Annotated in this window: 26 protein-coding genes and 1 pseudogene; 19 read left to right on the top strand and 8 right to left on the bottom strand. The window is 30.9% G+C overall.

Going from position 1 to position 23000, the window contains the following annotated elements:
* Positions 1 to 318: 318 nt before the first annotated feature.
* From vanR to RR409_RS05320, 5 genes and pseudogenes are all read left to right on the top strand, one after another.
* Complete coding sequence (vanR, locus tag RR409_RS05340) at positions 319 to 1017, top strand: VanR-ABDEGLN family response regulator transcription factor (protein ID WP_332556694.1); 699 nt, start codon at positions 319 to 321, stop codon at positions 1015 to 1017.
* Positions 1007 to 2140 carry a HAMP domain-containing sensor histidine kinase gene (locus tag RR409_RS05335; RefSeq protein ID WP_332556693.1) on the top strand — a complete coding sequence of 378 codons (1134 nt, stop codon included), beginning with the start codon at positions 1007 to 1009 and terminating at the stop codon, positions 2138 to 2140. The genes vanR and RR409_RS05335 overlap by 11 nt, the downstream gene beginning before the upstream one ends.
* Positions 2141 to 2222: 82 nt before the next feature.
* Positions 2223 to 2480 (top strand): annotated as a pseudogene (locus tag RR409_RS05330) (D-alanyl-D-alanine carboxypeptidase); the annotation flags it as partial.
* Positions 2481 to 2769: 289 nt separating this feature from the next.
* Positions 2770 to 3294 carry a VanZ family protein gene (locus RR409_RS05325; protein ID WP_332556692.1) on the top strand — a complete coding sequence of 175 codons (525 nt, stop codon included), beginning with the start codon at positions 2770 to 2772 and terminating at the stop codon, positions 3292 to 3294.
* 314 nt (positions 3295 to 3608) lie between these two features.
* Entirely contained in the window at positions 3609 to 4076 is a 468-nt protein-coding gene (locus RR409_RS05320) for a flavodoxin domain-containing protein (protein ID WP_332556813.1), read from the top strand.
* 204 nt (positions 4077 to 4280) lie between these two features.
* Here RR409_RS05320 and RR409_RS05315 read toward each other — a convergent pair whose 3' ends face one another.
* Positions 4281 to 4454 (bottom strand): hypothetical protein, encoded by a 174-nt coding sequence (locus RR409_RS05315; protein ID WP_332556691.1) that lies wholly within the window; start codon positions 4452 to 4454, stop codon positions 4281 to 4283.
* A gap of 304 nt (positions 4455 to 4758) precedes the next feature.
* Between RR409_RS05315 and RR409_RS05310 the strand changes: the two genes are divergently transcribed.
* Complete coding sequence (locus tag RR409_RS05310) at positions 4759 to 5733, top strand: tocopherol cyclase family protein (protein ID WP_332556690.1); 975 nt, start codon at positions 4759 to 4761, stop codon at positions 5731 to 5733.
* A gap of 251 nt (positions 5734 to 5984) precedes the next feature.
* On the opposite strand, the gene RR409_RS05305 is transcribed toward RR409_RS05310, so the two are convergent.
* Complete coding sequence (locus RR409_RS05305; protein ID WP_332556689.1) at positions 5985 to 6902, bottom strand: 4Fe-4S double cluster binding domain-containing protein; 918 nt, start codon at positions 6900 to 6902, stop codon at positions 5985 to 5987.
* 112 nt (positions 6903 to 7014) lie between these two features.
* On the opposite strand from RR409_RS05305, the gene RR409_RS05300 reads away from it, so the two are divergent.
* From RR409_RS05300 to RR409_RS05260, 9 genes are all read left to right on the top strand, one after another.
* Positions 7015 to 7575 carry a CGNR zinc finger domain-containing protein gene (locus RR409_RS05300; RefSeq protein ID WP_332556688.1) on the top strand — a complete coding sequence of 187 codons (561 nt, stop codon included), beginning with the start codon at positions 7015 to 7017 and terminating at the stop codon, positions 7573 to 7575.
* Entirely contained in the window at positions 7576 to 7887 is a 312-nt protein-coding gene (locus RR409_RS05295; RefSeq protein WP_332556687.1) for a hypothetical protein, read from the top strand.
* Between the two features lie 327 nt (positions 7888 to 8214).
* Complete coding sequence (locus RR409_RS05290; RefSeq protein ID WP_332556686.1) at positions 8215 to 9831, top strand: methyltransferase; 1617 nt, start codon at positions 8215 to 8217, stop codon at positions 9829 to 9831.
* 189 nt (positions 9832 to 10020) lie between these two features.
* Positions 10021 to 10647 (top strand): HutD family protein, encoded by a 627-nt coding sequence (locus RR409_RS05285; protein WP_332556685.1) that lies wholly within the window; start codon positions 10021 to 10023, stop codon positions 10645 to 10647.
* 28 nt (positions 10648 to 10675) lie between these two features.
* Positions 10676 to 10900, top strand: a complete 225-nt coding sequence (locus tag RR409_RS05280) for a PC4/YdbC family ssDNA-binding protein (protein ID WP_332556684.1) — start codon at positions 10676 to 10678, stop codon at positions 10898 to 10900.
* A gap of 33 nt (positions 10901 to 10933) precedes the next feature.
* Positions 10934 to 11959, top strand: a complete 1026-nt coding sequence (locus tag RR409_RS05275; protein WP_332556683.1) for an aminotransferase class I/II-fold pyridoxal phosphate-dependent enzyme — start codon at positions 10934 to 10936, stop codon at positions 11957 to 11959.
* Between the two features lie 164 nt (positions 11960 to 12123).
* Positions 12124 to 12690: a TetR/AcrR family transcriptional regulator gene (locus tag RR409_RS05270; protein ID WP_332556682.1), complete on the top strand. Its 567-nt coding sequence runs from the start codon at positions 12124 to 12126 to the stop codon at positions 12688 to 12690.
* A 413-nt stretch (positions 12691 to 13103) separates the two neighbouring features.
* Positions 13104 to 13784, top strand: a complete 681-nt coding sequence (locus tag RR409_RS05265) for a VTT domain-containing protein (protein WP_332556681.1) — start codon at positions 13104 to 13106, stop codon at positions 13782 to 13784.
* A 385-nt stretch (positions 13785 to 14169) separates the two neighbouring features.
* The gene (locus RR409_RS05260; RefSeq protein WP_332556680.1) at positions 14170 to 14787 is read left to right on the top strand and encodes a DNA-3-methyladenine glycosylase 2 family protein; all 618 of its coding nucleotides are present in this window, start codon (positions 14170 to 14172) and stop codon (positions 14785 to 14787) included.
* A gap of 143 nt (positions 14788 to 14930) precedes the next feature.
* Here the strand turns inward: RR409_RS05260 and RR409_RS05255 are convergent, their stop codons facing one another.
* From RR409_RS05255 to RR409_RS05240, 4 genes are all read right to left on the bottom strand, one after another.
* Positions 14931 to 15551 (bottom strand): DedA family protein, encoded by a 621-nt coding sequence (locus RR409_RS05255; RefSeq protein WP_332556679.1) that lies wholly within the window; start codon positions 15549 to 15551, stop codon positions 14931 to 14933.
* Positions 15552 to 15626: 75 nt separating this feature from the next.
* The gene (locus tag RR409_RS05250) at positions 15627 to 16262 is read right to left on the bottom strand and encodes a hypothetical protein (protein WP_332556678.1); all 636 of its coding nucleotides are present in this window, start codon (positions 16260 to 16262) and stop codon (positions 15627 to 15629) included.
* 12 nt (positions 16263 to 16274) lie between these two features.
* Positions 16275 to 16589: a PadR family transcriptional regulator gene (locus tag RR409_RS05245; RefSeq protein WP_332556677.1), complete on the bottom strand. Its 315-nt coding sequence runs from the start codon at positions 16587 to 16589 to the stop codon at positions 16275 to 16277.
* Positions 16590 to 16968: 379 nt separating this feature from the next.
* Entirely contained in the window at positions 16969 to 17487 is a 519-nt protein-coding gene (locus RR409_RS05240; protein WP_332556676.1) for a nitroreductase family protein, read from the bottom strand.
* 474 nt (positions 17488 to 17961) lie between these two features.
* On the opposite strand from RR409_RS05240, the gene RR409_RS05235 reads away from it, so the two are divergent.
* Positions 17962 to 18858, top strand: coding sequence for a GNAT family N-acetyltransferase (locus tag RR409_RS05235; protein ID WP_332556675.1), 897 nt, complete (start codon positions 17962 to 17964; stop codon positions 18856 to 18858).
* Between the two features lie 110 nt (positions 18859 to 18968).
* Here RR409_RS05235 and RR409_RS05230 read toward each other — a convergent pair whose 3' ends face one another.
* Positions 18969 to 20333 carry an amino acid permease gene (locus RR409_RS05230; protein WP_332556674.1) on the bottom strand — a complete coding sequence of 455 codons (1365 nt, stop codon included), beginning with the start codon at positions 20331 to 20333 and terminating at the stop codon, positions 18969 to 18971.
* A 459-nt stretch (positions 20334 to 20792) separates the two neighbouring features.
* Here RR409_RS05230 and RR409_RS05225 point away from each other — a divergent pair, with 459 nt between their 5' ends.
* The 3 genes from RR409_RS05225 to RR409_RS05215 all read left to right on the top strand — a co-directional run bounded on the left by RR409_RS05225 (position 20793) and on the right by RR409_RS05215 (position 22192).
* The gene (locus tag RR409_RS05225; RefSeq protein WP_332556673.1) at positions 20793 to 21086 is read left to right on the top strand and encodes a hypothetical protein; all 294 of its coding nucleotides are present in this window, start codon (positions 20793 to 20795) and stop codon (positions 21084 to 21086) included.
* Between the two features lie 16 nt (positions 21087 to 21102).
* Positions 21103 to 21648, top strand: a complete 546-nt coding sequence (locus RR409_RS05220; RefSeq protein WP_332556672.1) for a GNAT family N-acetyltransferase — start codon at positions 21103 to 21105, stop codon at positions 21646 to 21648.
* A 181-nt stretch (positions 21649 to 21829) separates the two neighbouring features.
* Positions 21830 to 22192: a DUF3221 domain-containing protein gene (locus tag RR409_RS05215; RefSeq protein ID WP_332556671.1), complete on the top strand. Its 363-nt coding sequence runs from the start codon at positions 21830 to 21832 to the stop codon at positions 22190 to 22192.
* A 195-nt stretch (positions 22193 to 22387) separates the two neighbouring features.
* On the opposite strand, the gene RR409_RS05210 is transcribed toward RR409_RS05215, so the two are convergent.
* Positions 22388 to 22903: a hypothetical protein gene (locus RR409_RS05210; protein WP_332556670.1), complete on the bottom strand. Its 516-nt coding sequence runs from the start codon at positions 22901 to 22903 to the stop codon at positions 22388 to 22390.
* Between the last annotated feature and the right edge of the window lie 97 nt (positions 22904 to 23000).

Here is a 23000-nt window from a genome sequence, read left to right as displayed (position 1 = left end):
ATGTTTATCCATTTTGTAAAAGAAAAATACGTGGAAATACTGAATTTTCAGCACTTTTCGCCATATAATACTTTCACTACGGATAGCGAAGATTACAGGAATAAGGCTCTGAAAAATAAAATTGATGTTCAGGTTGTAGTGGACATGTGGCGAGTGCGTAAAGATATACTAGGGCTGTCTATGAAAGTATTGCATTTCATATGGCAGTCCCTTATATTAGTATGGGAAATAGATTAAAGCCCATATTAATATGATATAGATTTTTGCTTTGCATTACTATAAAAATCAGTGTTTAAGCAGGAAGAAGGGATAGAACTCATGAGTATCAATATTTTAGTTGTAGACGATGAACAGTCCATAGCGGACTTAATTGAAGTTTATTTAAAAAATGAAGGTTTTAGAATATACAAATTTTATAACGGTGAAGATGCGCTCAGGTGTGTTGAGTCGGAACAGTTAGAGCTTGCCATACTTGATGTCATGCTACCGGATATTGATGGTTTTACTCTCTGCCAGAGAATTAGGGAAAAACATAACTTTCCGGTTATCATGCTCACAGCCAAAGAAGAAGAAATCGATAAGATTACCGGGCTGACATTAGGTGCGGACGACTATATCACTAAACCATTTCGCCCTTTGGAACTTGTTGCCCGTGTAAAGGCACAGCTCCGAAGATTTACCAAATATAATTCTGCTGAGCCAAAACATGAAGAAAACTTGATTGCCTTTTCCGGCTTGGTACTGGACATGGATACCCATGAATGTACGCTGAATGAGAAAAAGCTATCTCTCACTCCAACAGAGTTTTCCATTCTTTGGGTCCTTTGCTCAAATCGCGGACGGGTGGTAAGTTCGGAAGAATTGTTTCATGAGGTATGGGGAGATAAGTATTTCACTAACAGCAATAATACGGTAATGGTTCATATCCGACATCTAAGAGAAAAAATGCACGACAGCGCAGAGCGCCCTAAATATATCAACACCGTATGGGGGGTCGGCTATAAAATTGAAAGATAAAAGTGATAAAAGAAGTAATGATTATACAAAAATAAAAAGAAAAGTATTTTTTCCATTGCTACTAATTATTTTTGCCACGGTTGCAACTGTTTACTTCCTACGTTTTTTCATTCAAAAAAACTTTAGTGTTGGTGATAGTATTGTACAGTTTTTAATGAATACGTTACATTTGCGTGAAAACCTTGCTGTATTAATTTACCGGTTTATATTTTACAATAATATGGAAGGTATTACACTAATTGTGATTATAGTATTCTTGGTTATTTTACTTAACGTTTCAATTTCTTGGTTTACTAAATATTTCGATGAAGTAAGTAGCGGCATGGATAGACTTGCTGAGGAGTCCGATGAAGAAATTACACTATCACCGGAATTGGATTTTATGGAAAATAAGCTTAATAAAATAAAAAATAACTTGGAAAAACAAAGGAAAGCTACACTTGATGCCGAGCAGCGCAAAAATGATTTGGTAGTTTACTTGGCTCATGATATAAAGACACCTTTGACCTCTGTTATAGGATACTTAAGTCTTCTGGATGAAGCTTCTGACATGCCTCCTGAACAGAAGGCAAAATATATCGGTATTACCTTGGAAAAAGCTTATCGGCTAGAGCAGCTTATAAATGAGTTTTTTGAGATCACAAGATTTAATATACAAGCTATTGTTTTGAATAAAGAAAAAATAAATTTACTTTTCATGTTCCAACAGATAGCAGATGAATTTTATCCAATGCTCACTCCACAGGAAAAGCAGGTGTCCGTCAATGTACCTGACGGCCTCACTCTATGGGGAGATGCAGACAAACTGGCGCGTGTGTTCAATAACATTCTAAAAAATGCCATAGTCTATAGCTATGAAAACAGCGTCATTGACATTTCTGCTAAACAGAAGGACAAAAATATTATTATAACTTTTACTAATCAGGGAAATCCAATCCCCGAGGCAAAGCTTGAAACTATTTTTGAAAAGTTTTATCGCTTAGATTCTGCGCGTTCCACAAACACTGGTGGAGCAGGGTTAGGTTTGGCAATTGCACAAGAAATTGTCACGGCTCACCATGGAACTATCTCTGTGGAAAGTAACCCTGAAAATACTACATTTAAAGTAGAGCTTCCGTCATAAGATAACCTTAAGAATTTCATAAGATGAAATTTGAACATATTTCTTTGTTCTGTGTTTAAATAATATCAGTACAGGATGCGAGATAACTTTTTACAGCACCATGTATGAATAACTCAATAAACTAAACATAGTTGTTGGGGAAATTTTAGGAGTGAAAACTCGATATACCCATGAGGCTGGTCTATGTCTTGCAAATTTCGCCAAAGTGGGTAGACAAGAATATATTCTGATTTCAGTTGGTGCGAAAGGGAATCACCATTATAAGCAGTATAATATTACTGATGCACTAGCTGTATACAACAGTATAGAAAATAATAAGTTCTCCTTAAGCATTTCTTAAGGCTTTCATAAGAAAAAATTCCAACATCGCCTGCCTGATTTCGGTAAGATGAAATTACCGAATCGGATAAACTTTTATATAAATATTAGTAAGACAAGGTGTTTAATCTGCGCCTTGCTGCGGAGCCTGCATAGTGCATATCAATATGCACTGGTGACACAGATGATGCTACTACTGCTCAATTTAAGATATCATAATAGTGAATACTTGTATTAAAGTGTGAACTGAAGATTATTTATAAACTGAACATCAGAGAATAAGCAGTGATGGTATGAAAAATGGAGGTATTATGAATAAACGAGAGAAAATTAAAATAGTGTTTTTATATGGTGTTTTCATTTGTTACATACTTTTGTTAATTAAAATATTGTTGGTATCAAGAATTCCGTATTCGGAGCCTAGGTCAATCAATCTCATTCCTTTTTATAGTATAAAGGAATATATATATAGCAACTCTGCAACTATAAAAAGGTTCGCTTTTGGTAATGTGATTGGCAATATAGTTATCTTTATTCCTCTTGGTGCATATTTGTCATTATTTAAAAATAATAAAAGAGTAATAATCAATTTGTTATTTATATTTATAGTGAGTTTGTTGGTTGAAATTATTCAAGGGCTTTTATGCATAGGAGCATCAGACATTGATGATATAATCCTAAATTGTTTGGGTGGATTCATTGGCATTTTAGGATATAAGTTTTTATTGTTTATATTACGAGAAGAGAAAAAAGCACATACTGCAATCACAATACTATCTGCTATGGGATTACCTTTTATATTATATTATTTATTCATGGTGAGAATGCGATTCTAATATCTTTATTGCAGTTCAAGAATATACCTATACAAAAGGAACGTAGAAATTAAACATAATGGGAAGTATAGATTAGCTCGCTATTTTCTTATTTTGTACCCTACCGATAAAAGGATTTTCACAATTATTGTTGCGTAAAAGTATATATTGTAGCATTTATCAATTATAAAATGATAAGTTGGGATAGGCTAGATTTTTGAAAAGTATTATTTTAAATAGTCATTGTACTTATGATATGTATGAGATAAAGGAATATTTAATAAATATTATTGATACAATTTAATAAAAAGAAATTTAAATAGGAGGAATTACTTATAAAATCCTTAATTATATATTGTTCAAACTATAAGAATAACACTGAAAAAATTGCAAGAACATTTGCTGAAAAAACTCATTCTGAGCTAATAAATATAAAAGATGTTCATGATGTTAACATAGAAAGTTACGATCTCATTGGATTTGGTTCTGGGGTTTATAAGGAGAGCATGTCACCAAAGATATTTAAATTGGTTGATAATTTGAATTTAGCAGGTAAAAATGTTTTTGTATTTTCAACCAGTGGGGTTGGGATGAAGTTCTATAACACTAAGCTAACTAAGCTCCTAGCATCAAAGGGAGCAATAAATAAAGGGAGCTTTGCATGTAAAGGTAGCTTTGTAGCGCAGGAATTTACTAAAAATAAGATTTTTGATATTGTAGGCAGATTATCACAGGGACATCCAAATGATAAAGATTTCAATGAAGCAGAAAGATTTATCAAAAGGTTAGTGGAATCACTTTAAATTTGTGACTCATAATAGGTATTTATGTAATCACATACAAAGAAATTAATGAAACTTTAATTCAGTAGATACATTCCTTGGTGTCTAACAATAAAAATTTTCGTAACTTCATTATTGAATAATAAATTTCTAATTGCCTAGAATCTTTTCATTTAAATAAAGTAATCCAGTTGGGCTGCCTACAACTGGATTACTTCATTTATTTCAATATAGTTTTTCATATATTAATTTATGTTCTTTTTTAAAAGCTTCTAAATCTGCTAAATATTCTTTAGCTACCTTACCTGTAATTAACAGTTTTTCATTTATAGTTTCAACTAACACCTCATCACATTTTCCATCTAAAAATCTCTTATATCCATGATTAAACATATGCATCCGTACCACAAATCTTATTCTTTGCTAGCAGTTACTATTATTGAATTTATTTGAGTTTTAGCTAAGTTTCTTAAAGATATTAATAAGTTTGCTTTAAAGATAATTAAACCAATTATCACGTATTGACCCCTTCTTAATATTTCCTGTTTAAAAAAACAAGGAATCAAAAACAAGATAAAATTTTCAAGGAGAGGTAAGAGGCATTAAGTTAATTTTAAAAGTTAGATATTATGATTTTGGGCAGACTAGTTTAAGAGGAAAAATATTATGGAACTCATATAGCATGATGAAGGATGAGATAAATATGTGGCTAAAAAAAATTAGATGCCCTTTGTTGTTTCAAGGGAATAATAAAAACAAAGAATATTTTGAAGGATGGTATTATAAGCAAGTTTCAAAGGATGAGAAAAGAGTTATCTGCTTTATCCCTGGTGTTAGCTTATTTAGTAATGATGTTCATAGTTTTCTACAATATATATTTGTAAGCTTTGATGAAAATAATAAAAAGTCTATAAAAACAGGATATATAAGATATGCTGCGGAAGATTTTAAATTTAGCAATAACCCCTTTATGGTACAGGTAGGGAATAATATTTTCACAGAATCCAAAGCAGTAATTAAAATACAAGATGACAAAATAAGTATTGAGGGAATATTAAAGTTAGGTTCATTCACTCCAATTGAAAAGTCTATTTTGACTCCTAATATCATGGGTTGTTTTGCTTATATTCCAAAACTGGAGTGTTACCATGGTATTATTAGCATGAATCATGAAGTGAATGGAATAGTTACGATTAATGATAAAGAAATAGATTTCAATAGTGGAAAAGGATATATTGAAAAGGATTGGGGAACTTCTTTTCCTAAAAAATATATTTGGATTCAAAGTAACAATTTTAGAAATAATAATACAAGTATTTTTTGCTCTATAGCGGATATACCATTTATGAAGAAAAGCTTCTTAGGATATATATGTAACTTAGTAGTTGGTGGAAAAGAATATAGATTTGCAACGTATAACAATAGTAAATTGGAGGTTGAAAGTGTAACTAGCGAAAAGGTAACAATATTATTAGAAAATAGCAAAGCGAGGCTTAAAATAGAGGGAAATCTGAAAGAAACGGGAGAATTAATTGCTCCAAAACTTGGAAAGATGCAACAAGTAATTAAAGAAGAATCTTCTGGAGAAGTTATAATTCATTTATACGATAAAGAAAATGGAATTGTTTATGAAGATATTGGGTGTATGGCTGGTATTGAAATTGTTGAATTTAAATAATTTTAATCATAGTGATTATGAGGATTTTTATGGAAGATAATAATAAGTAAGTACTTTAGATGTGAGGGTATTAAATCTATATGCTAGGACCTCTTAGGGTACAGAAAAAGCATAAAGGATTTTAGGCAACAGTGTTAGTGCATTGTAATAACTATGTAATTTAAGAAACATTAAAGATTATTAATGTAACAGGAAGTTGCCACAAGCTACTTCCTGTTCTAGATTTTTAATTATATGTGAATAATATTTATTTATTTATTTATCAATACACTTAAATTGCGGGAGAGTATTTTTTCTTTGTGATAGTCAGTTAGATCCAACTTTTCAAGAGTATTTTTTGTTTTCTCAGGAAGGATATTTATGTCAGTATTATTAAGTATTAAGGATATCTCATCTTCTGAAAACACATCGTTGATTTCTATAGTCTTGATATATCCTGCATTCGCAGGACAAATAGTTTGACAACGCATGCATCCAACTAATGAGTTATGAGAGTTATTGTTAAGCCAGGAAGGAAATTCACCGCCATATTCATTAAAATAGGTAATACATTTATTAATATGGATTATAAACCTTTTAGAATCGATAGCTGAGGTAGGGCAATTTTTTAAGCAAGCATTACAGTTATCACATGTTGGCATTGTTTTTACATCCTGCCAGCTATCTTCAATGAAAGGCATATCTGTTATAAAGGCAATTAGTTTGTTAAAACTTCCTAATCCAGGTATATAAGAAATGTTGTTTTTGCCATACATGCTAAGGCCACTTTTAACAGCTAGAAGCTTTAATGGTAGTGTTGCTTTTAAGAATTTAAAGCCTTCTGGATTTAATAAAGCTTCCATTATACTTCTTACCTGTTTATCTGTTTCAGAGGTATAAACCGGTGGGATCAGTACTTCATGTACTTTTTCCGACCAATTAAAAGATAACTTTCTTATAGGTTGTGGCATTCCTATAACTATAATGGATTTTGCTCCAGATAGTTCATTTAAGTAGTTGTAGTTAATTGATTTAAGTTCTTTTTCATATAGTTCCTTATCAACTACTCCAGAATCAAATAAATTCTCCAGTTCACTTTTCAAGTCCTCAAGGTGTTCAATGGATACAATTCTTGCTTTAAACCCCTTATTATCTAACTCAGATAGAAGTTTGTGTTGTAATATCCCCATAATTATCCTCCTTTTTCTGTAACCATCATTTTTGACTAATGGTGGTTACGGTGTTATACTAAATATAACATCGGTAGTGGTAACTGTCAATATAAGTATAGGGGGTTACGAAATGTTTAATTTATCTTTGGATTTCGTAAACAGTAGCTGGTATGCTACACATAAAACCAATGAAGAAATACTAACTAATGTAGAGCTTCTCATGGAATTTTTTAAAAAGAGAAATATTCAAATAGATATGATGCCAGACAAAGATGTAATGAGTAATTTATTGAAACTTCGCCGTTTACTTTCAAAGGCTTTTGATGACATAACAAATAATAAAGCTATTCCTAAGGATATAATAATAAAAATCAATACATATCTAACATTAGCACATTATGAAAGAGAAATTTATGAAGGTGATGGAAAGTATAAATTAAAGTTACAACCAATACACAGGGATTGGAACTGGATTATGTCAGAAATAGTAGCTTCTTTTATTGAACTTTTAAGTGATAATGATATGTCGAGAGTGAAAGTTTGCCAAAATCCCGATTGTAGATGGTTTTTTTATGATGAAACTAAAAGCCACACAAAGCGATGGTGTGATGAAACCTGTGGGAACTTGATGAAGGTAAGAAAGTTTCGTGCAAAGCAAAAAGCTATACAACCTTCAAAGGAGGAATTGTAAATGGTGATTGAATGGATAGTTTTATGCCTATTGGGTTGCTTTATTGCAGTTTCCTATTTTAAAGGTTATAAACTTAAAATAAGAATATTATTTGTATTGGTACTTATGCTAATATCTCTAATCTTAGTATTACCGATGTTTTCATTTTCTCTATTTACACTTGCTGGTTTGTTTCTCTTTGAAAGTCTGTGGATTTTACTGGGGGTAGTTCTAATTATTGAAGCTTTTATTAATAGGAACAACAGGATAATAAGAGCGATTTTTGCAGGTATTTCTATTGCTGTGTATTTTTTTCTTCGTAGATTTATTTAGTGCTCACGAAGAAAAATAAATAATAATAAATTAAAGAAGTTCTTCACAAAACCCTCAGTTTATAGAGGGTTTTATTTTTGTGAAAGTGAAAAAGTAATTATATAAACTTTATTTATATAAACTTTATTTATATAGGGCAAAATTAGTGTAGAAGTTTTTATGTATTATTATATAAATGAAATATTGGTTTTACAAAAAAGTACTCAAATCTTAGGTTTTTAGGTGCAAAAATAATGCTGCATATGAAGAAATTGAAGGTAACATTACAAGTATTTAGAAATATAGGGTATAATGAAAGCTGTTAAATTGAAATGAAGAGGTGATCAAATGAATGAGATAAATTATACAAATTTAATAGAGGAACTAAAGACTTCAGATGATAAGCAGAGAGCTAGAATAATAGATAAACTTTCTCGAGATTATAACAATACAATGCCAATATTGTGGTTAGAGGCATTAAAAGAGGAAAATCCAAGAGCAATACTTTCTGTAATAAGAGATATTATAAAAAAGGAAAAACCTAGAGGAATATTTAAAAGAGCTGTGGGCAGCTCAAAGGAAAAACTTAAGAATTTCCTTAGGCATCCAGATCCGAAAGTGAGAAAAAATGTATGTGGCATTATTGGTGAAATTGGTGATTCAGAATATTTAGAGGCCTTATATAGTGCTTATAATTCTGAGGAACAGCTATTTGTAAAGTCTTCCTACATACTTGCAATTGGGAATTGTGGTGGAGTGTCGGATTCAGAAAGACTTACTAAGATGCTTGAGAGTTTAATAGAAGAAGAAAAAGTTTCTCAGAATAACAGTGAATCTACAAAAGATGAGAAGCATACAAATGAAGAAAAACTTGCCCTTTCTAGAGCTATAGCTAAATTATCTCCTCGTGTACGTCATGAATTTACGGGTTTCAAAAATCCTGTGTCAATGATATTAACAACTATGAATGATCGTTTTCAAGTTACGTTAGGTGATCTTGAAGAAAAATCAATCAAGGGTAACCTTGTGACTGAAGGTATACATATTAAGGAGAAGGATATTAAGAAGGTTTATAGCTGTAGATCATTTTATGAACTTCTTTTTCCAATAGACACCTGCAATAACTTAGAGCTTAACTATAAGGTAATAGCAGCTGCAATTGTAAAAGCAGATATTGTTAGCTTTTTGAATCAGTGTCACGCAGATGAGGGTAATACTCCATTTTGGTATAGGATTGAATTTAAAACTACTGATAATAGAGAAAGGTCAGAGTTTGTAAAAAACTTATCGAGAGAATTAGATGAAGTTTCAGGTGGAAACTTAAAGAATAGTCCTTCTTCCTATGAAGTTGAAATTAGAATAGTTGAGAAAAATAATTTATGCAGTGTGTTTATAAAGCTATATACTTTAAAAGATAATAGATTTTCTTATAGAGAGAAAGATGTTCCTGCATCCATAAACCCTGTAACTGCTGCTATTGTAATGAAGTCTATAGCAAAATGGTTAAAACCTAATGCTAAAGTTATAGATCCTTTTTGTGGGTCTGGTACCATGTTAATAGAAAGGGCTAAAGTTAAGGAATATAGAAGCTTAACAGGAGTTGATATATTTAACTCAGCTATTACTGCTGCAACAACAAATTCTAAGTTAGCTAATGTAAAAGTACAATTAATATCTAGAGATATATTAGAATATTCACCCATGGACCCTTTCGATGAGATGATATCAAATATGCCTTTTGAAAGTAAGGCAGGAGTTCGTGATTTTAGCACGAAATTATATAGTGAATTTGTAAATAAAATTCCTAGTCTTATAAGGCCAGGGGGAATGGCATTCCTTTATACAGTAGAAAAAAACTTACTAAATGAAAATTTAATAGGCAATCAGTATCTTGAAGTTATTGATACCATAAAGATTGAAAGTGGTGGATTAACTCCTAATGTATTCGTAATCAAAGTAAAATAATATAACTTATAAGTACTGGCCTCAATATATGATTGTTTTCAAGAAAGAGTAACTTTTGGATACTGAGGCAGTATCTTTATAAGGATGATTTTGAACGCTAAAAAGGATATATAAAGAAAAATTTTTGGAAACTGTTGATTTGGGGATATTTCAACACAAAAGGTAGGAAAAGCATAGGGGGGTATCATAATGATTAATACAATTGAAATAATTAGAAAAGAAGAGCAGAAGACAACTACTTGGACAGGGGGAACAACCACGGAGTTAGCTATTTACCCGAAGGACACTGCTTATAGTGAGCGCAATTTTATGTGGAGATTAAGCTCAGCAAGAGTGGAGGTAGAAAAGTCTACTTTTACTTCTCTTTCAGGTATTTGGAGGCTTATAATGGTAGTTGAGGGTGAAATGGCCCTAGAGCATGAAAATCAACATAGTACTTTCCTTAAGCCTTTTGAACAAGATTGCTTCAGTGGAGAATGGGTAACAAAAAGTACTGGAAAAGTGAAAGATTTTAATCTAATGCTAGCTAGAGGATGCAAAGGTAAACTAGAGGCAATTAAGATTGAAAAGGAAGAGCTGTTTGAAATAAATGAAGAAAGCTTCAATTTTAGCGATGAATTTATTTCTCTAACAGAAGTTTTTTACTGTGTAAAAGGTAACATTGCTGTTGTAATTAATAAAACTGAAAAGTTTAATCTAAATGAAGGGGATTTACTTCTTATTGATATGGATAGAAAATCAAATGATTTATATATAAAAATTAATGCTGAACACGAGCAAGGTGCAAGTATTATAAGAGCCAGTATCTTATATTAAAACACAAAGAGTATAGGAGGAGAGATGAATGGCGGATATAAAATTTGAAATAATAGAAACTGCAGGATTACTTTCAGAGTCAACAAAAGGATGGACCAAGGAGTTAAATCTTATAAGTTGGAATGACAAAGAAGCTAAATATGACATTAGGGATTGGGATTCTGAACATAAGAAGATGGGTAAAGGGGTTACATTAAGTATTGAAGAGCTAAAAAAACTTAAAGATATCTTGAATGGAATGGAATCATTATAATAATTGTAAATGGATTAATAAGGAGGAAAACAAATGTATAGTTTTAAGAATGACTATAGTGAAGGAGCACACCCAAAGATATTAAGTGCTTTGATGGAGTCAAATATGGAGCAGCTTGAAGGATACGGAGAGGACAAGTATACAGAAAAAGCTGTTGAACTATTAAAAGGAAAAATGAAAAGAGAAGATGTAGATATTCATCTTTTTCCTGGTGGAACCCAAACGAATTTAACTGCTATTTCAGCCTTTTTAAGACCTCATGAAGCAGCTATTGCAGCAAATACTGGACATATCCTTGTTCATGAAACAGGAGCTATTGAGGCTACAGGGCACAAAGTTGTATCTATAGAAGTAAATGATGGAAAACTAAACTGTGAACATATTAAATCAGCTCTCGTTGCACATACTGATGAGCATATGGTGAAGCCAAAGCTAGTTTACATCTCCAATCCTACAGAAATTGGATCTATTTATACTAAGAAGGAACTTGAACAGTTAAGCAAGTTTTGTAGAGATAATAGACTTTTCTTATATGTTGATGGAGCAAGGCTTGGCTCAGCTTTGTGCTCAGAGGAAAATGATATAGAGCTTTCAGACTTAGCAAATCTTGTGGATGCTTTCTACATAGGAGGAACTAAAAATGGTGCTTTAATGGGTGAAGCTCTTGTAATTTGCAGAGATTCTCTTAAAGAAGATTTTAGGTTTCATATTAAACAGAAGGGGGCGCTACTTGCTAAAGGTAGACTTCTAGGAATACAGTTTTTAGAACTTTTTAGAGATGATCTGTTCTTTGAATTAGCAAAGCATGCAAATGACATGGCTAAGCTACTGAAGGATGGAATTAGTGGAGAGAGATATTTATTTTTGACTAATTCACCTTCAAATCAGATATTTCCAATTTTACCTAATGAGATAATTGAAAAACTTCAAGAGAAATATTCATTTTATGTTTGGCAAAAAGTGGATGAAGAAAACTCAGCTATTCGCCTTGTGACATCCTGGGCAACTAAAGAGGAAAAGGTCTTAGAGTTTATTCAAGATATGATAAATTTAAAATAAGATGTGAAAATATGCGCCTCCTTATAAGGATATAAAGATAAGTCCTTATAAGGAGGTGTATTTTACTTCAAGTAAAAAATTTAATGAAAGTCACTCTAACTTTGACAATGTAAGTATGCTAATATATAATTGAGTTGAACGATGTTCAAGAGGTGATTCAAAGGATGGATAGTATTAATTTAAATTATAGAGAGATCATTTTATGTGCAGCTAAAAGCATAGCGGAAAATGAAGGTATCACAAAAATCAATATTCGTGCTGTGGCAAAAGGTAGTGGCATTGCTATTGGCACAGTGTATAATTACTTTCCTTCAAAGGGAGACCTGTTAGTAGCAGTTATTGAGGACTTTTGGGATGGTGCTTTTGCAAATGTTGATTGGAAAAGCTTATCACAGAATAATTTTTATGATAACCTAGAGAAGATTTATAATATCCTATACGAGTATCTTAATAAATTCAGAGAAAATTGGTTAGAACAACTCTCTATACTAAAGACACAGGAAAAACAACTTGGAAAACAAAGACAAAACGAGTATTTTGCAAGGATCTGTGAAAAGATTAAAGTCTTAATTGATATGGACAGTGAGTTAAGGCAATATTCTTGGGATCACGTTATTTCAAAAGAAAAAATGGCAGAATATATATTTGAGAATATGATAATGATGCTAAGAAAAAATGAAAAGGAGTTAAGCTTTTTTATAGCAATTTTAAAAAAAATACTATCAAAATAAATGCTATGAAGACTATATAATTTTTATATAAACTAAAGTAAACAATGAATTTAAATAACATGAACTCATCAAATTATGATGGGTTTTTTATTTTTTGAAATATATTAGTAGGAAATATTTAAAGTAAAATTAAGGTTTTCTTAAGTGTTTCTTTACCTAATCTTAAGTTCTATGTTTCATAATGAGTATGTGAAATAAACTTCAGAGTCACTTTATCTGAAAGGATTCTTTTTATATGAAGACATTACAGTAAAGATTAGTACAAGTGGTAAGGGGATTCAACTGGGTGGATTTTTAGGTGAAATGGCTTAGTGAGTTTGAATGTAAGAAGAATTACAAGGCAGCCTTAAGGCTGTTGAGGCTCAAAGTACCCATTAAAATATAAATAAAAATTAGAGAGTTGAGTGTTATTAATGTGTAAACATAGTAATAAACTAAAAAGTTATCTTATGTTAGTAGTAACCATTGTAGGATTCATTGGAATATTTATGTATATGAAATCACAAGGTATCTTAGAGCATATGGCTTCTGCTGAAGCCTTTAAGAATTACATAGAGAGTTATGGTAAGAATGCTTATATAATATTTTTTATTATTCAATTTATATCTGTTATTGTTGCACCCATACCTAGCAATATAAGCGCTGTAGTTGGGGGAACAATATTTGGTATGTGGGAATCATTTTTTATTAGCATGGTGGCCATAATAAGTGGCTCTGTTGTAGTATTTATCCTTGCTAGAAAATTAGGAAGACCTTTTACAGAACGGTTTGTAAGTCCTAAGGTGTCAAGTAAGTATGAAGAACATATCTCATCAAAAAAGGGAGAAATACTACTGGTGTTATTATTATTCCTCCCATTTTTTCCAGATGATGCTGTTGGTTTCTTAGTAGGACTTAGTAAAATGAAATTGGGGAAATACTTTATAATAATGCTGCTAACAAGACCATGGGAAATCCTAGCTGCATCAGCATTGGGCTCCTCCAATATCGTGATACCTTTATGGGGATGGGGAATAATCACTTTATTAATCATTTATATCATAAAAAATAGCACTAAAATAGAAGAGAAGTTGCTTAGTGTTGTGAAAGGTTAGTAATAGGGATCTCAACCTAAGAAAGGAAAAATCACAACTAGAAGTTAAGGTTAACTTAAAGGTAGAAGAAGGCGGCTAATTAACAACTGTCGCTTTCTTCTATTTTATTTTCTTTTAAATCCATAATAGCCATGAAGTGTAATATAGAATGATATTTGTAGCTATGGTATTATTAACTGGAGTTCTTGGAGTATTTCTCTGAGAAGCAACAGGTTTAAATGTTGAGGGTATACCTTTCAACTTTCTTTCTGATATATAAGAAAATAGTGGAGATAGGATAGAATTAGAAAATTTGGATAAACCTTTAGCATGAAGTGCAATAGATTGAAAATCTAGTTACATCTAAATCGAAGTAAATGAAAAAAATTAAAAGTGAGGATACAAAATGCACACAGTTAAAACTAAGTTTTTTGAGTATGGAACTGCAGAGGCTTCATATTTAAAACAAGTAGATAAAATATTAGGGGAAGCTATAAATAGGCTAGGAAAGGTAGAACGTGTGATTATTCCAGACCTATTTCCGGCACTTATTTATGCAATAATAGGTCAACAAATATCAGCAAAAGCCGTTCATACTATTTGGAATAGGATGCAAGAATGTTTTGGAGAAATCACCCCGCAAAACATTTCAAAGCTCTCTGTAGAAGAAATACAAAAATGTGGGATTACTACTCGGAAGGCAGGTTACATCAAAAGCATTTCAGAAACAGTGGACACAGGTAAGTTAAATCTTAATGAGCTTTATAATTTATCAGATGAAGAAGTTATTAGTAAGTTATCCTCATTACGTGGAATTGGAATATGGACAGCTGAGATGCTTCTATTAAATTCAATGGAAAGACCTAATATCGTGAGCTTTGGAGATATAGCAATCAGACGTAGTATGATGAAGTTATATGGTGTTTCTGAACTTACAAAAGAGCAGTTTGATGAATATAAAAATATATATTCTCCTTATGGTTCTGTTGCTTCCATTTATCTTTGGAAATTGTCCTCTGAATAAGGAGAAAGATAGGGCTAAAGAGCTTCCACTTATGGAAGCTTCCAGACCTGAAGTTTCTAAAATGTTGTTAAGTATAAATATTTATAACAAAAACAGGTACAAAAATAAATAATCTGTACTTGCTTAATAATGGATATAATTTTTTAGCTTGTTTTTAATTTGCTATTTCTTTTAAAGAACCATAGTACTGCAAAAACAACAAAGGTGAATCCTAAAATTGCATATGTGATATGTGAGTAAACATCCATAATAGTTAAAACTTTTCCCCAGGATTCTCCAAGGGCAGCACCTGCACAAACAAGGAGAATGTTCCAAATCAAAGTTCCAGCTGCGGTATAAAGAAGAAAAACATTGAATTTCATATTGGCCATACCAGCTGGGATAGAAATTAGACTTCGAATTAGTGGAATCATCCTACAGAAAAAAATAGCTTTATTACCATAACGTGAGAACCAGGAATTGGCCTTGTGAATATCACTTACTTTTATTCTAAGAATATATCCCCAGCGACGTATTATCTTTTCAAGTTTGCTCACATTAAATAGTCTGCCTATTCCATAAAGCACTATAGCCCCTGCAATAGAACCAACGGTGGCAGATGTTATCACACCAATAACTGTCATACTTGTGTTTATTGTCATAAATCCGCCAAAGGTAAGTATTACTTCTGAAGGAATGGGTGGAAAAACATTTTCAAGTAATATCATAAGAAAGGTACCCAAATAACCAAAGTGCTCCATAAAATTTATAATCCAACTCTCCATATTAAATTCCTCACTTTCAATTTGTATTGAAAAATCAATAATTTACAAAGGCTTAACTTAAGAAAATTTTGTACTTTAATTGTTTAAGTTTTTTGATATAATAGCATCTAACATCTTATATAAGAAGAACAAGCCTAAGAAACCAACACCATATAAAATAAACATAAACTCAATAGCTAGAAGCCAGAATGAACTGCTTAGCATTATACTTGTAATCAACGTAAGTATGATAATTATAAGTATGTCTAGAAGTAAGTAACCTATTAAGTAATAATGTATTGGCAAATTAAGAAGGCTACTATTTTTCGATAGGGATGTGAATTCCTGTATCCTAAATTGATTTATTGCAGTTTGTACTGCATCTTCTTTACTTTTTCCTTGTGATAAAAGATCTGCTGCAAAATCTTCTAAGTAGGCTTTCAGTTCAAGCTTCTCATCTTTACTCATAATTAAATTGTCAACATAAGTTTCAATATTATCGAATTTTTTATAATTTGCACTAACCTTTATGTGAGCAATATAATTTAAAATACTCCAAATAACTGCTGAAAGTATTGCAAAGCCATAAGTTAGCCACTGAGTTACATGAGTTATATCTGGATTAATTTTTTCATTGTAAAGTGACAATACAAAAGCTCCCATAGATATAAGTAGTAACCAAGAATATCTAATATCTGATAAATTAAAAATCTTTCTTAATATATTTTTCATTAATAAATCCTCCTAAATAAACTTTTCAACTATTTGCACAGTTACTTTCCAATCTTTGATAGATTGGTTCATTAAGTCCTTACCATCGTTTGTAATTTCGTAGTACTTACGTCTACCCCCATTAGATTCATCACCCCAGTAGGAAGAAATAGCACCTTGCTTTTCTAATCTCTTTAAAGATAAATACAAAGTTGCTTCTTGAATCTCAAAGGCTCCCTCTGTTTTCAACTTTATAGTTCTAGAAATTTCATATCCATAATTATTTTTTTCGTTTAGAACGCACAGAATAAGAATATCTATGGTCCCTTTTAGCATTTCTTTATTCAAATTCAACCCTCCTTGAAGTACTTAACATTATTAAGTACATTACATAAATGAGTATAATATATATTACTTAATAATGCAAGGTAGTTTCTAAAATTTAATTATTTTTATGAAAATCCGCATGTGAAAGTGAGATAAAATAGCGGAGTTAGTATTCAGTTTTAATAATAAAAAAGTACTATGAAATGCTTAATAACATCCAGAGTACTTTTAGTATTTATAAGATAATTTTGTGATATTCTATTATTCCTTGTTTTAAAATAGTGACTTTTTATTTTATACACTAATGTAAGGAAAGGTAGCGGATTTCTATGTTTTAAATATTATACTAACATCATATAAGGTGACTCATTATTTCTGAGACACTTTATATCTTTTAATATCAATAAACTTCATAGTGAACAGTAGCTTCTAATGGCTTGCGAGCCTTATCATGTCTGTTAGGTGATGCAGCTTCACCACCTGAATAACCTATGGCTAAAATATTTACTGGTTCAACTCCCTCAGGAAGATTAAATTCTTCTCTTAATATTTCTGCATTAAAATAACATATCCATACAGATGCCAAACCTAGCTCTGTTGCTTGAAGCATCATATGATCTGTTACTATAGTTACATCTATCTCCATTATATCCTTGCCATCAAAAGGTCGCTTCCAGCTTTTGTTGTGATCTCCACACACTATGATTGCAAGAGGTGCTCCGTACAGGTTTGCACATTTATTAAGTTTCTCCATGCTCTCTTTTTCTTGCACTACGATAATTCGCTGTGGCTGAGTGTTAGCACCAGTTGGTGCTACTCTTCCTGCTTCTAATATTTTAAGTAACTTTTCCTTCTCAACTTTTTTATCCTCATATTTACGTTCAGAATATCTCTTTCTTATTAGTTCTGAAAACTCCATGTTAATTCTCCTCCTACAATATATTTAAAATAAATTATTACCTTTTTTATTATTCCCTAGAAATAAAAGTATAAATCTTATGGTTAAGTAAAATCAATAAGTAGATGTAACTATGAATTAATTTTATCACAAGGTTTTCCATTTTTATACTCTTCATTAAGTCCATGCTAGATAAAGTATTCTATATAAAAAATAAAATAGAATTTATGCTCTTAGTATTTTATTTAAGAGTTTAAAACTCTTTTAGTAGAAATAAATGCGACATAAAATGAAAGTTTTAAACTATGTTATGGTAAAATATAGGTAAATAAACTCTCTTTTTTAAAATATATGTGAATAATTTCGAAATATATGACAATGTAATTTATATAGACAAAATGATTTCAAAGTTACAAAAATAAAATTTTAAAGAGAGTGCAGTAACAAAATGATAAGTTTATTTAAATAGTAATTAAAAGGGGATGAAGAATAATCATGGAAAAGATAAAAAATCCGAGTATAAAATTAAAAGAAAAGCTAGGTACAAATGAGTACACAGAGATTAATAATCTTCAAAAGATTTGTCTTGAGGAAGATAAAACCACGTTAAAGTTAGAAATTGATTATAAGCTTAGTAGATTGCAAGAAGAAGATAAAAGTATAAGTAATATTAATGAATTTTTGTATTATGATAAAGATATGCTTATTGGGTATATAGGTATATGTGAATTTGGAAGAGGCATTATGGAGGTAAACGGCATGGTGCATCCAGGATATAGAAGGAGAGGAGTATTTAAAAGATTATTTTCATTAGTTAAAGATGAGTGGCACAAAAGGGAATCAAAGAAAATGTTTTTATTATCTGATAATGATTCTGTTACAGGACTTGAATTTATCAAATCTACAGGGGCCAGTCATGCACACTCAGAATATGAAATGTTTTTAAAAAATGATGAACATCAAAGATTAATAGCAAAGAATGTAGTCTTAAGAAAAGCTACAAATGAAGATGGAAGAGAGATAGCATGGCAAAACTCTATATACTTTAACATGAAGTTTAATGAAGCAGATATTTTAATGCCTGAGGAAGAAGAAAAGTGTGGTTCTTATATATATATGGCAGAAGTAAATAATAAAATTATAGGAAAAGTTCATTTAGAGATAAGTGATGGAGTAGGTGGAATTTTTGGATTAGGAGTACTTCCAGAGTATCGTAAAAAGGGATATGGAAGAGAGATTTTAGTTGGGGCAATAGAGAAGCTAAAAGAAAAAGGTTCAAAGGAACTAATGCTTCAGGTGGAAGCAAAAAATAGCAATGCTTTAAATCTCTATAAGTCTTGTGGCTTTCAGGAGACTTCTACAATGAATTATTATGAAACAAGGAATTTATAAATAATTAAGGATTTAGATAAAGGACCATTGGAAAATATCCAATAGTCCTTTAATAACATAAGATTGAATAATATTTAGTGTAACCTACTTTATAACATTTACTTCACAAGTTATTCTACTTGTTTACTATATTTTTGCTTTAACATCATATAGGTGTAGAATGGTATTCCAGCTAACATCAATATGAAACCATACATAACAACTTCTGCACCTGTTCCATATATAGCATAGATAGAATAAGTAAGAGCTAGTAATGAAATAAAGGAATTCTTAAGGAAGTTCCACAAATTGAAATTTCCTGGATATTTCTTTAAAAGTACAATTTCTGCTGCTGCTGCAAAAGTATATGCAGGCAAAAATGCCAAAGTTCCCAATAAAATCATGAAATCAAAGGCTGATCTTAGACTACCAACATAGTTAAGAATAAGAAGAATGTTAGCACAAATTCCACTAATTATAAGTGAAGCCGCTGGAGTGGCAAATTTTTTACTAACTTGTGCAAAAATTGGAGGGAAAAGTTTGCTTTCTGCCGCAGCATAAGCACTTCTACCAGTAGTTAGAATCCATCCAGAAGTTGCACCAAGAGTGGAAATAATTGCGCCAATTGCGATGAAAGTTCCACCCCAAGTTCCATTAATTGAAGCATTGATAATGTCAGCAAGAGGTGCATCGGATTTTGCTAGTTCACCTTGTCCCATGGCTCCCATTGCAACTACTGATATTAAAATATAAATAACTGCAGCAATTAGAGTACCAATGATAGTGCTCCTTTTAATATTCTTTTCTGGGTTCTTTATTTCTCCAGCAGGAACAGTTGCACTCTCTAAGCCGACAAAAGCCCATAAAGCAACAGCTATAGCTGCGGGCAAAGTACTCATAGTAGATACTTCACTGCTTGATACTGTAGATAAATATTGAGGATCAAAATTAATTAAAGCTATAACTAAGAAAACTAATAATGCTGCTACTTTTAAAATAGTAGAAATAATTCCTATAATACCTGCATTTTTTACACCTAATATATTTAAAATGGTAAAGAACCATAATACAAAGGATGTAATTAAAAATGCAGCAAGTGGGTTATTTGCAGAAGGAACAAAATAGGTAAAGTAGCTCATGAATGCAGTTATAATAGCTGCATTACCAACCCATGCACCTATCCAATAAGTCCATCCGATTAAAAATGCCGCAAAATCACCAAAGGCAGCTCTTGTATATGCTATTGGGCCGCCTGTTACAGGCATTTTTGATGATAAATTTGCAAAGCTAAGCGCTATTAATATAGAGCCGATTGATGTAATAATCCAGGCAATAATTGATGTCGTAGGATTTGAAATTCTGGCTAAAGAAGCAGGGGACATGAATATACCAGAACCAATGCAGTTACCAACAACAATGGCAATGGAAGCTGCTAAACCAAGTTCTCGTTTTAATTTGGATTCGCCAGGGTCTTTTAAAAGATTATTACTGTCCATAAAAACACTTCCCATATTATAAATTTTGACAGATTAGTATAACAGAAATATCTGTATGAAATTATTGTACATTAAAATATATGTACATTTAAATAGATTATTTAATATTCTGAAGATAAAAACTAGTTTTAATTTACGATAAATTTCGACTATTATTTATACTAGAACTACAGTTCAGTGGAAACTAAACAAAAAAACCTAACTATTTACACTAGGTTCATAAAAGTTTGAGTGGTTATGTTCATTATTCTTAAATAGCACAGTTGTGGGGAACTTAATTCATTAATATAATTATTACAAAGTGAAATATAATGTTAAGTTTGAAAACCTAGAAAAGTTAAATCTTGCGCTAGTTTTTTAAAAAAATAAGTAGTTTTTATGTTAGGTAGCAGTATTCTTTTAAGTACAAGATTTGCAATCTTTTTAAGTTGAAGTACAAATAAATAAAGTAAATACATTGTGGCACATAAAGGTATATATGATAATATTGAAAAACTTATAACTGATAATATAGATTTTTATAAAGATAGAGCAGCGATGGTGTATGAGAGCATAGAGGGTTCTATGACAATGGAACAAATTATGAGGTCTGTTATTAAATACTTTAATATTGGGGTAAAAACCATATATAAATATAATATGGTGGAGAGAATGTTAAGATCTTATGTTGAATATTTGAATGAAACAGGGTCCATTAAGCTAATTATGGAAGATGGATTTCTTAAATACACAAAATGTAATACAACTTTTTAGATAGTAGGTGATAAAAATGATTAACTTTACACCCTTCCCCATAATAGAAACAAAAAATCTTCTCTTACGAAGAATGGATTATAGTGATATTAATGGTTTATTTGAAATGAGAAAAGACCCAAGAATGAATGAATACACTGACACAAAATTAGGAGAAAGCGCTGATGAAACAAAGATTTATATTGATAAAATGAATAAAGGTATCAATGATAATAAATGGATTATTTGGGCAATACAACATAGGGAATCGCAAAGGGTTATAGGGTCAATTAGTATTTGGAACATTAATACAGAATTACAAAGTGGAGAATTAGGATATGGAATTATTCCTGATTATCAAGGGAAAGGTTTAATGAGAGAAGCGCTATTAAGTGCAATTGAGTACGGTTTTATCACTATGAATTTGAAGGTATTAGAAGCATATACGGAAGAGAAAAATCTTAAATCAATTAATCTTCTAGAAAAATGCAATTTTCTAGAAACAAATAGAATTAATGAAAAAGGATACTTTAATCATAGAATTTATTCTATGATTGTATACAGACTTGAAAATAGTAATTAACAATGAAAGTTGCTATAAGAAAAATAAAATAATGTAATTTATAAAATATCATGTAGATATAATGATTTTTGTTATTTGTAAATTTTTAAAGAGGGAAGAACTTTTTTAGCAGTACACAAATAACTTATTCTAATTGCAGTTCGTATATATGAATATCAAAATGTTTTAGGAGGGTTATCTTATGTTAAAAAGATTATTATTGATAATGTGTACTTTCGTATCCCTAGCGCTTATAACTGGATGTGATAGTGATATTACTGCTGAAAAGATAGGAATAAGAGGGCAAATAACAAAAATAGCATTAGATGATAGTGGCAATATAAGATCAATATTGGTTGAAGGAAAAGTTGAAAGTGATACACAACATGATAAAGCTAGTATAGGAATTAGTGAGAATACAAAAATTTATAAAGATGACATAAAAAAACCACTTGCAATAAATGATTTAAAAGAAGGCCTAAAGGTTGAAGTTATCTTTGAAGGGCCAGTTAGGGAATCCTATCCAGTTCAAGCAGATGCTAAGTATATTAGAGTCATTGAATAAATTAATGTTAATTATTCTATTTGAATGATACACGATGCTTATATAAGTACGAGGCAAATTTTTGAAATTTTGATATGAAAATAATACTTTCAAATAAATTTAGAAGCCATTGGTTTAAACCAATGGCTTTTTGTGACTATTAACTATGATTTTAAAATTATTATAGAGAAGTTAATAAATAAAGGAACTAAGTTATTATTTAATTACTTTTTTTCTATAAATAATTAAGCTTATTGCACCAACACCAATAAGTCCAGCAAGTGAAAAAATAATAGGATTTAGTTTGGAGCTAGTAGCTTGGTTTGCATCAACGGCAACAGTAGTTGTTGATGATTCATTCATCAACTGCGCCTTAACACCTTCCACTATTTTCACTTTGTCAGTACCAAATATATTATAAAGGTAATCAGCATTTTCTTTTGTATAAGGGGTTATACCTACTTCTACATAATTATTCACTTGACCAGTATGGGTAATTTGAATCCCCTTATCAGCTATTTCTTTTGAATGGTCTTCAAAAACATACTTATCAATTTCATTTTGCTTTTCTAATAATACCTGATTAGTAGTTGTAATTTCATTTTGTGCTGTTAGCACTTTGGTTGTATCATCACTAGCAAAAGCGGTATTTGATGATACAAAAATTAAACAAAAACTTAATGCAAGGGCCTGAAAGAATTTAGATTTCGTTGTAAAAAAAGATTTTTTCATTAATGTTACCTCCTCAGATTTTAACCTTCTAATTTTAAGATGTTTTAAGATTGCCTAGGTTTGATACAGTAATCTTAAAGTTACCTTCTTATCCTAT

The sequence above is a fragment of the Clostridium sp. genome, from assembly GCF_036642255.1.
In the GTDB taxonomy this organism is placed as follows: domain Bacteria; phylum Bacillota; class Clostridia; order Clostridiales; family Clostridiaceae; genus Clostridium_J.
This window is presented reverse-complemented; position numbering and strand designations above follow the sequence as displayed.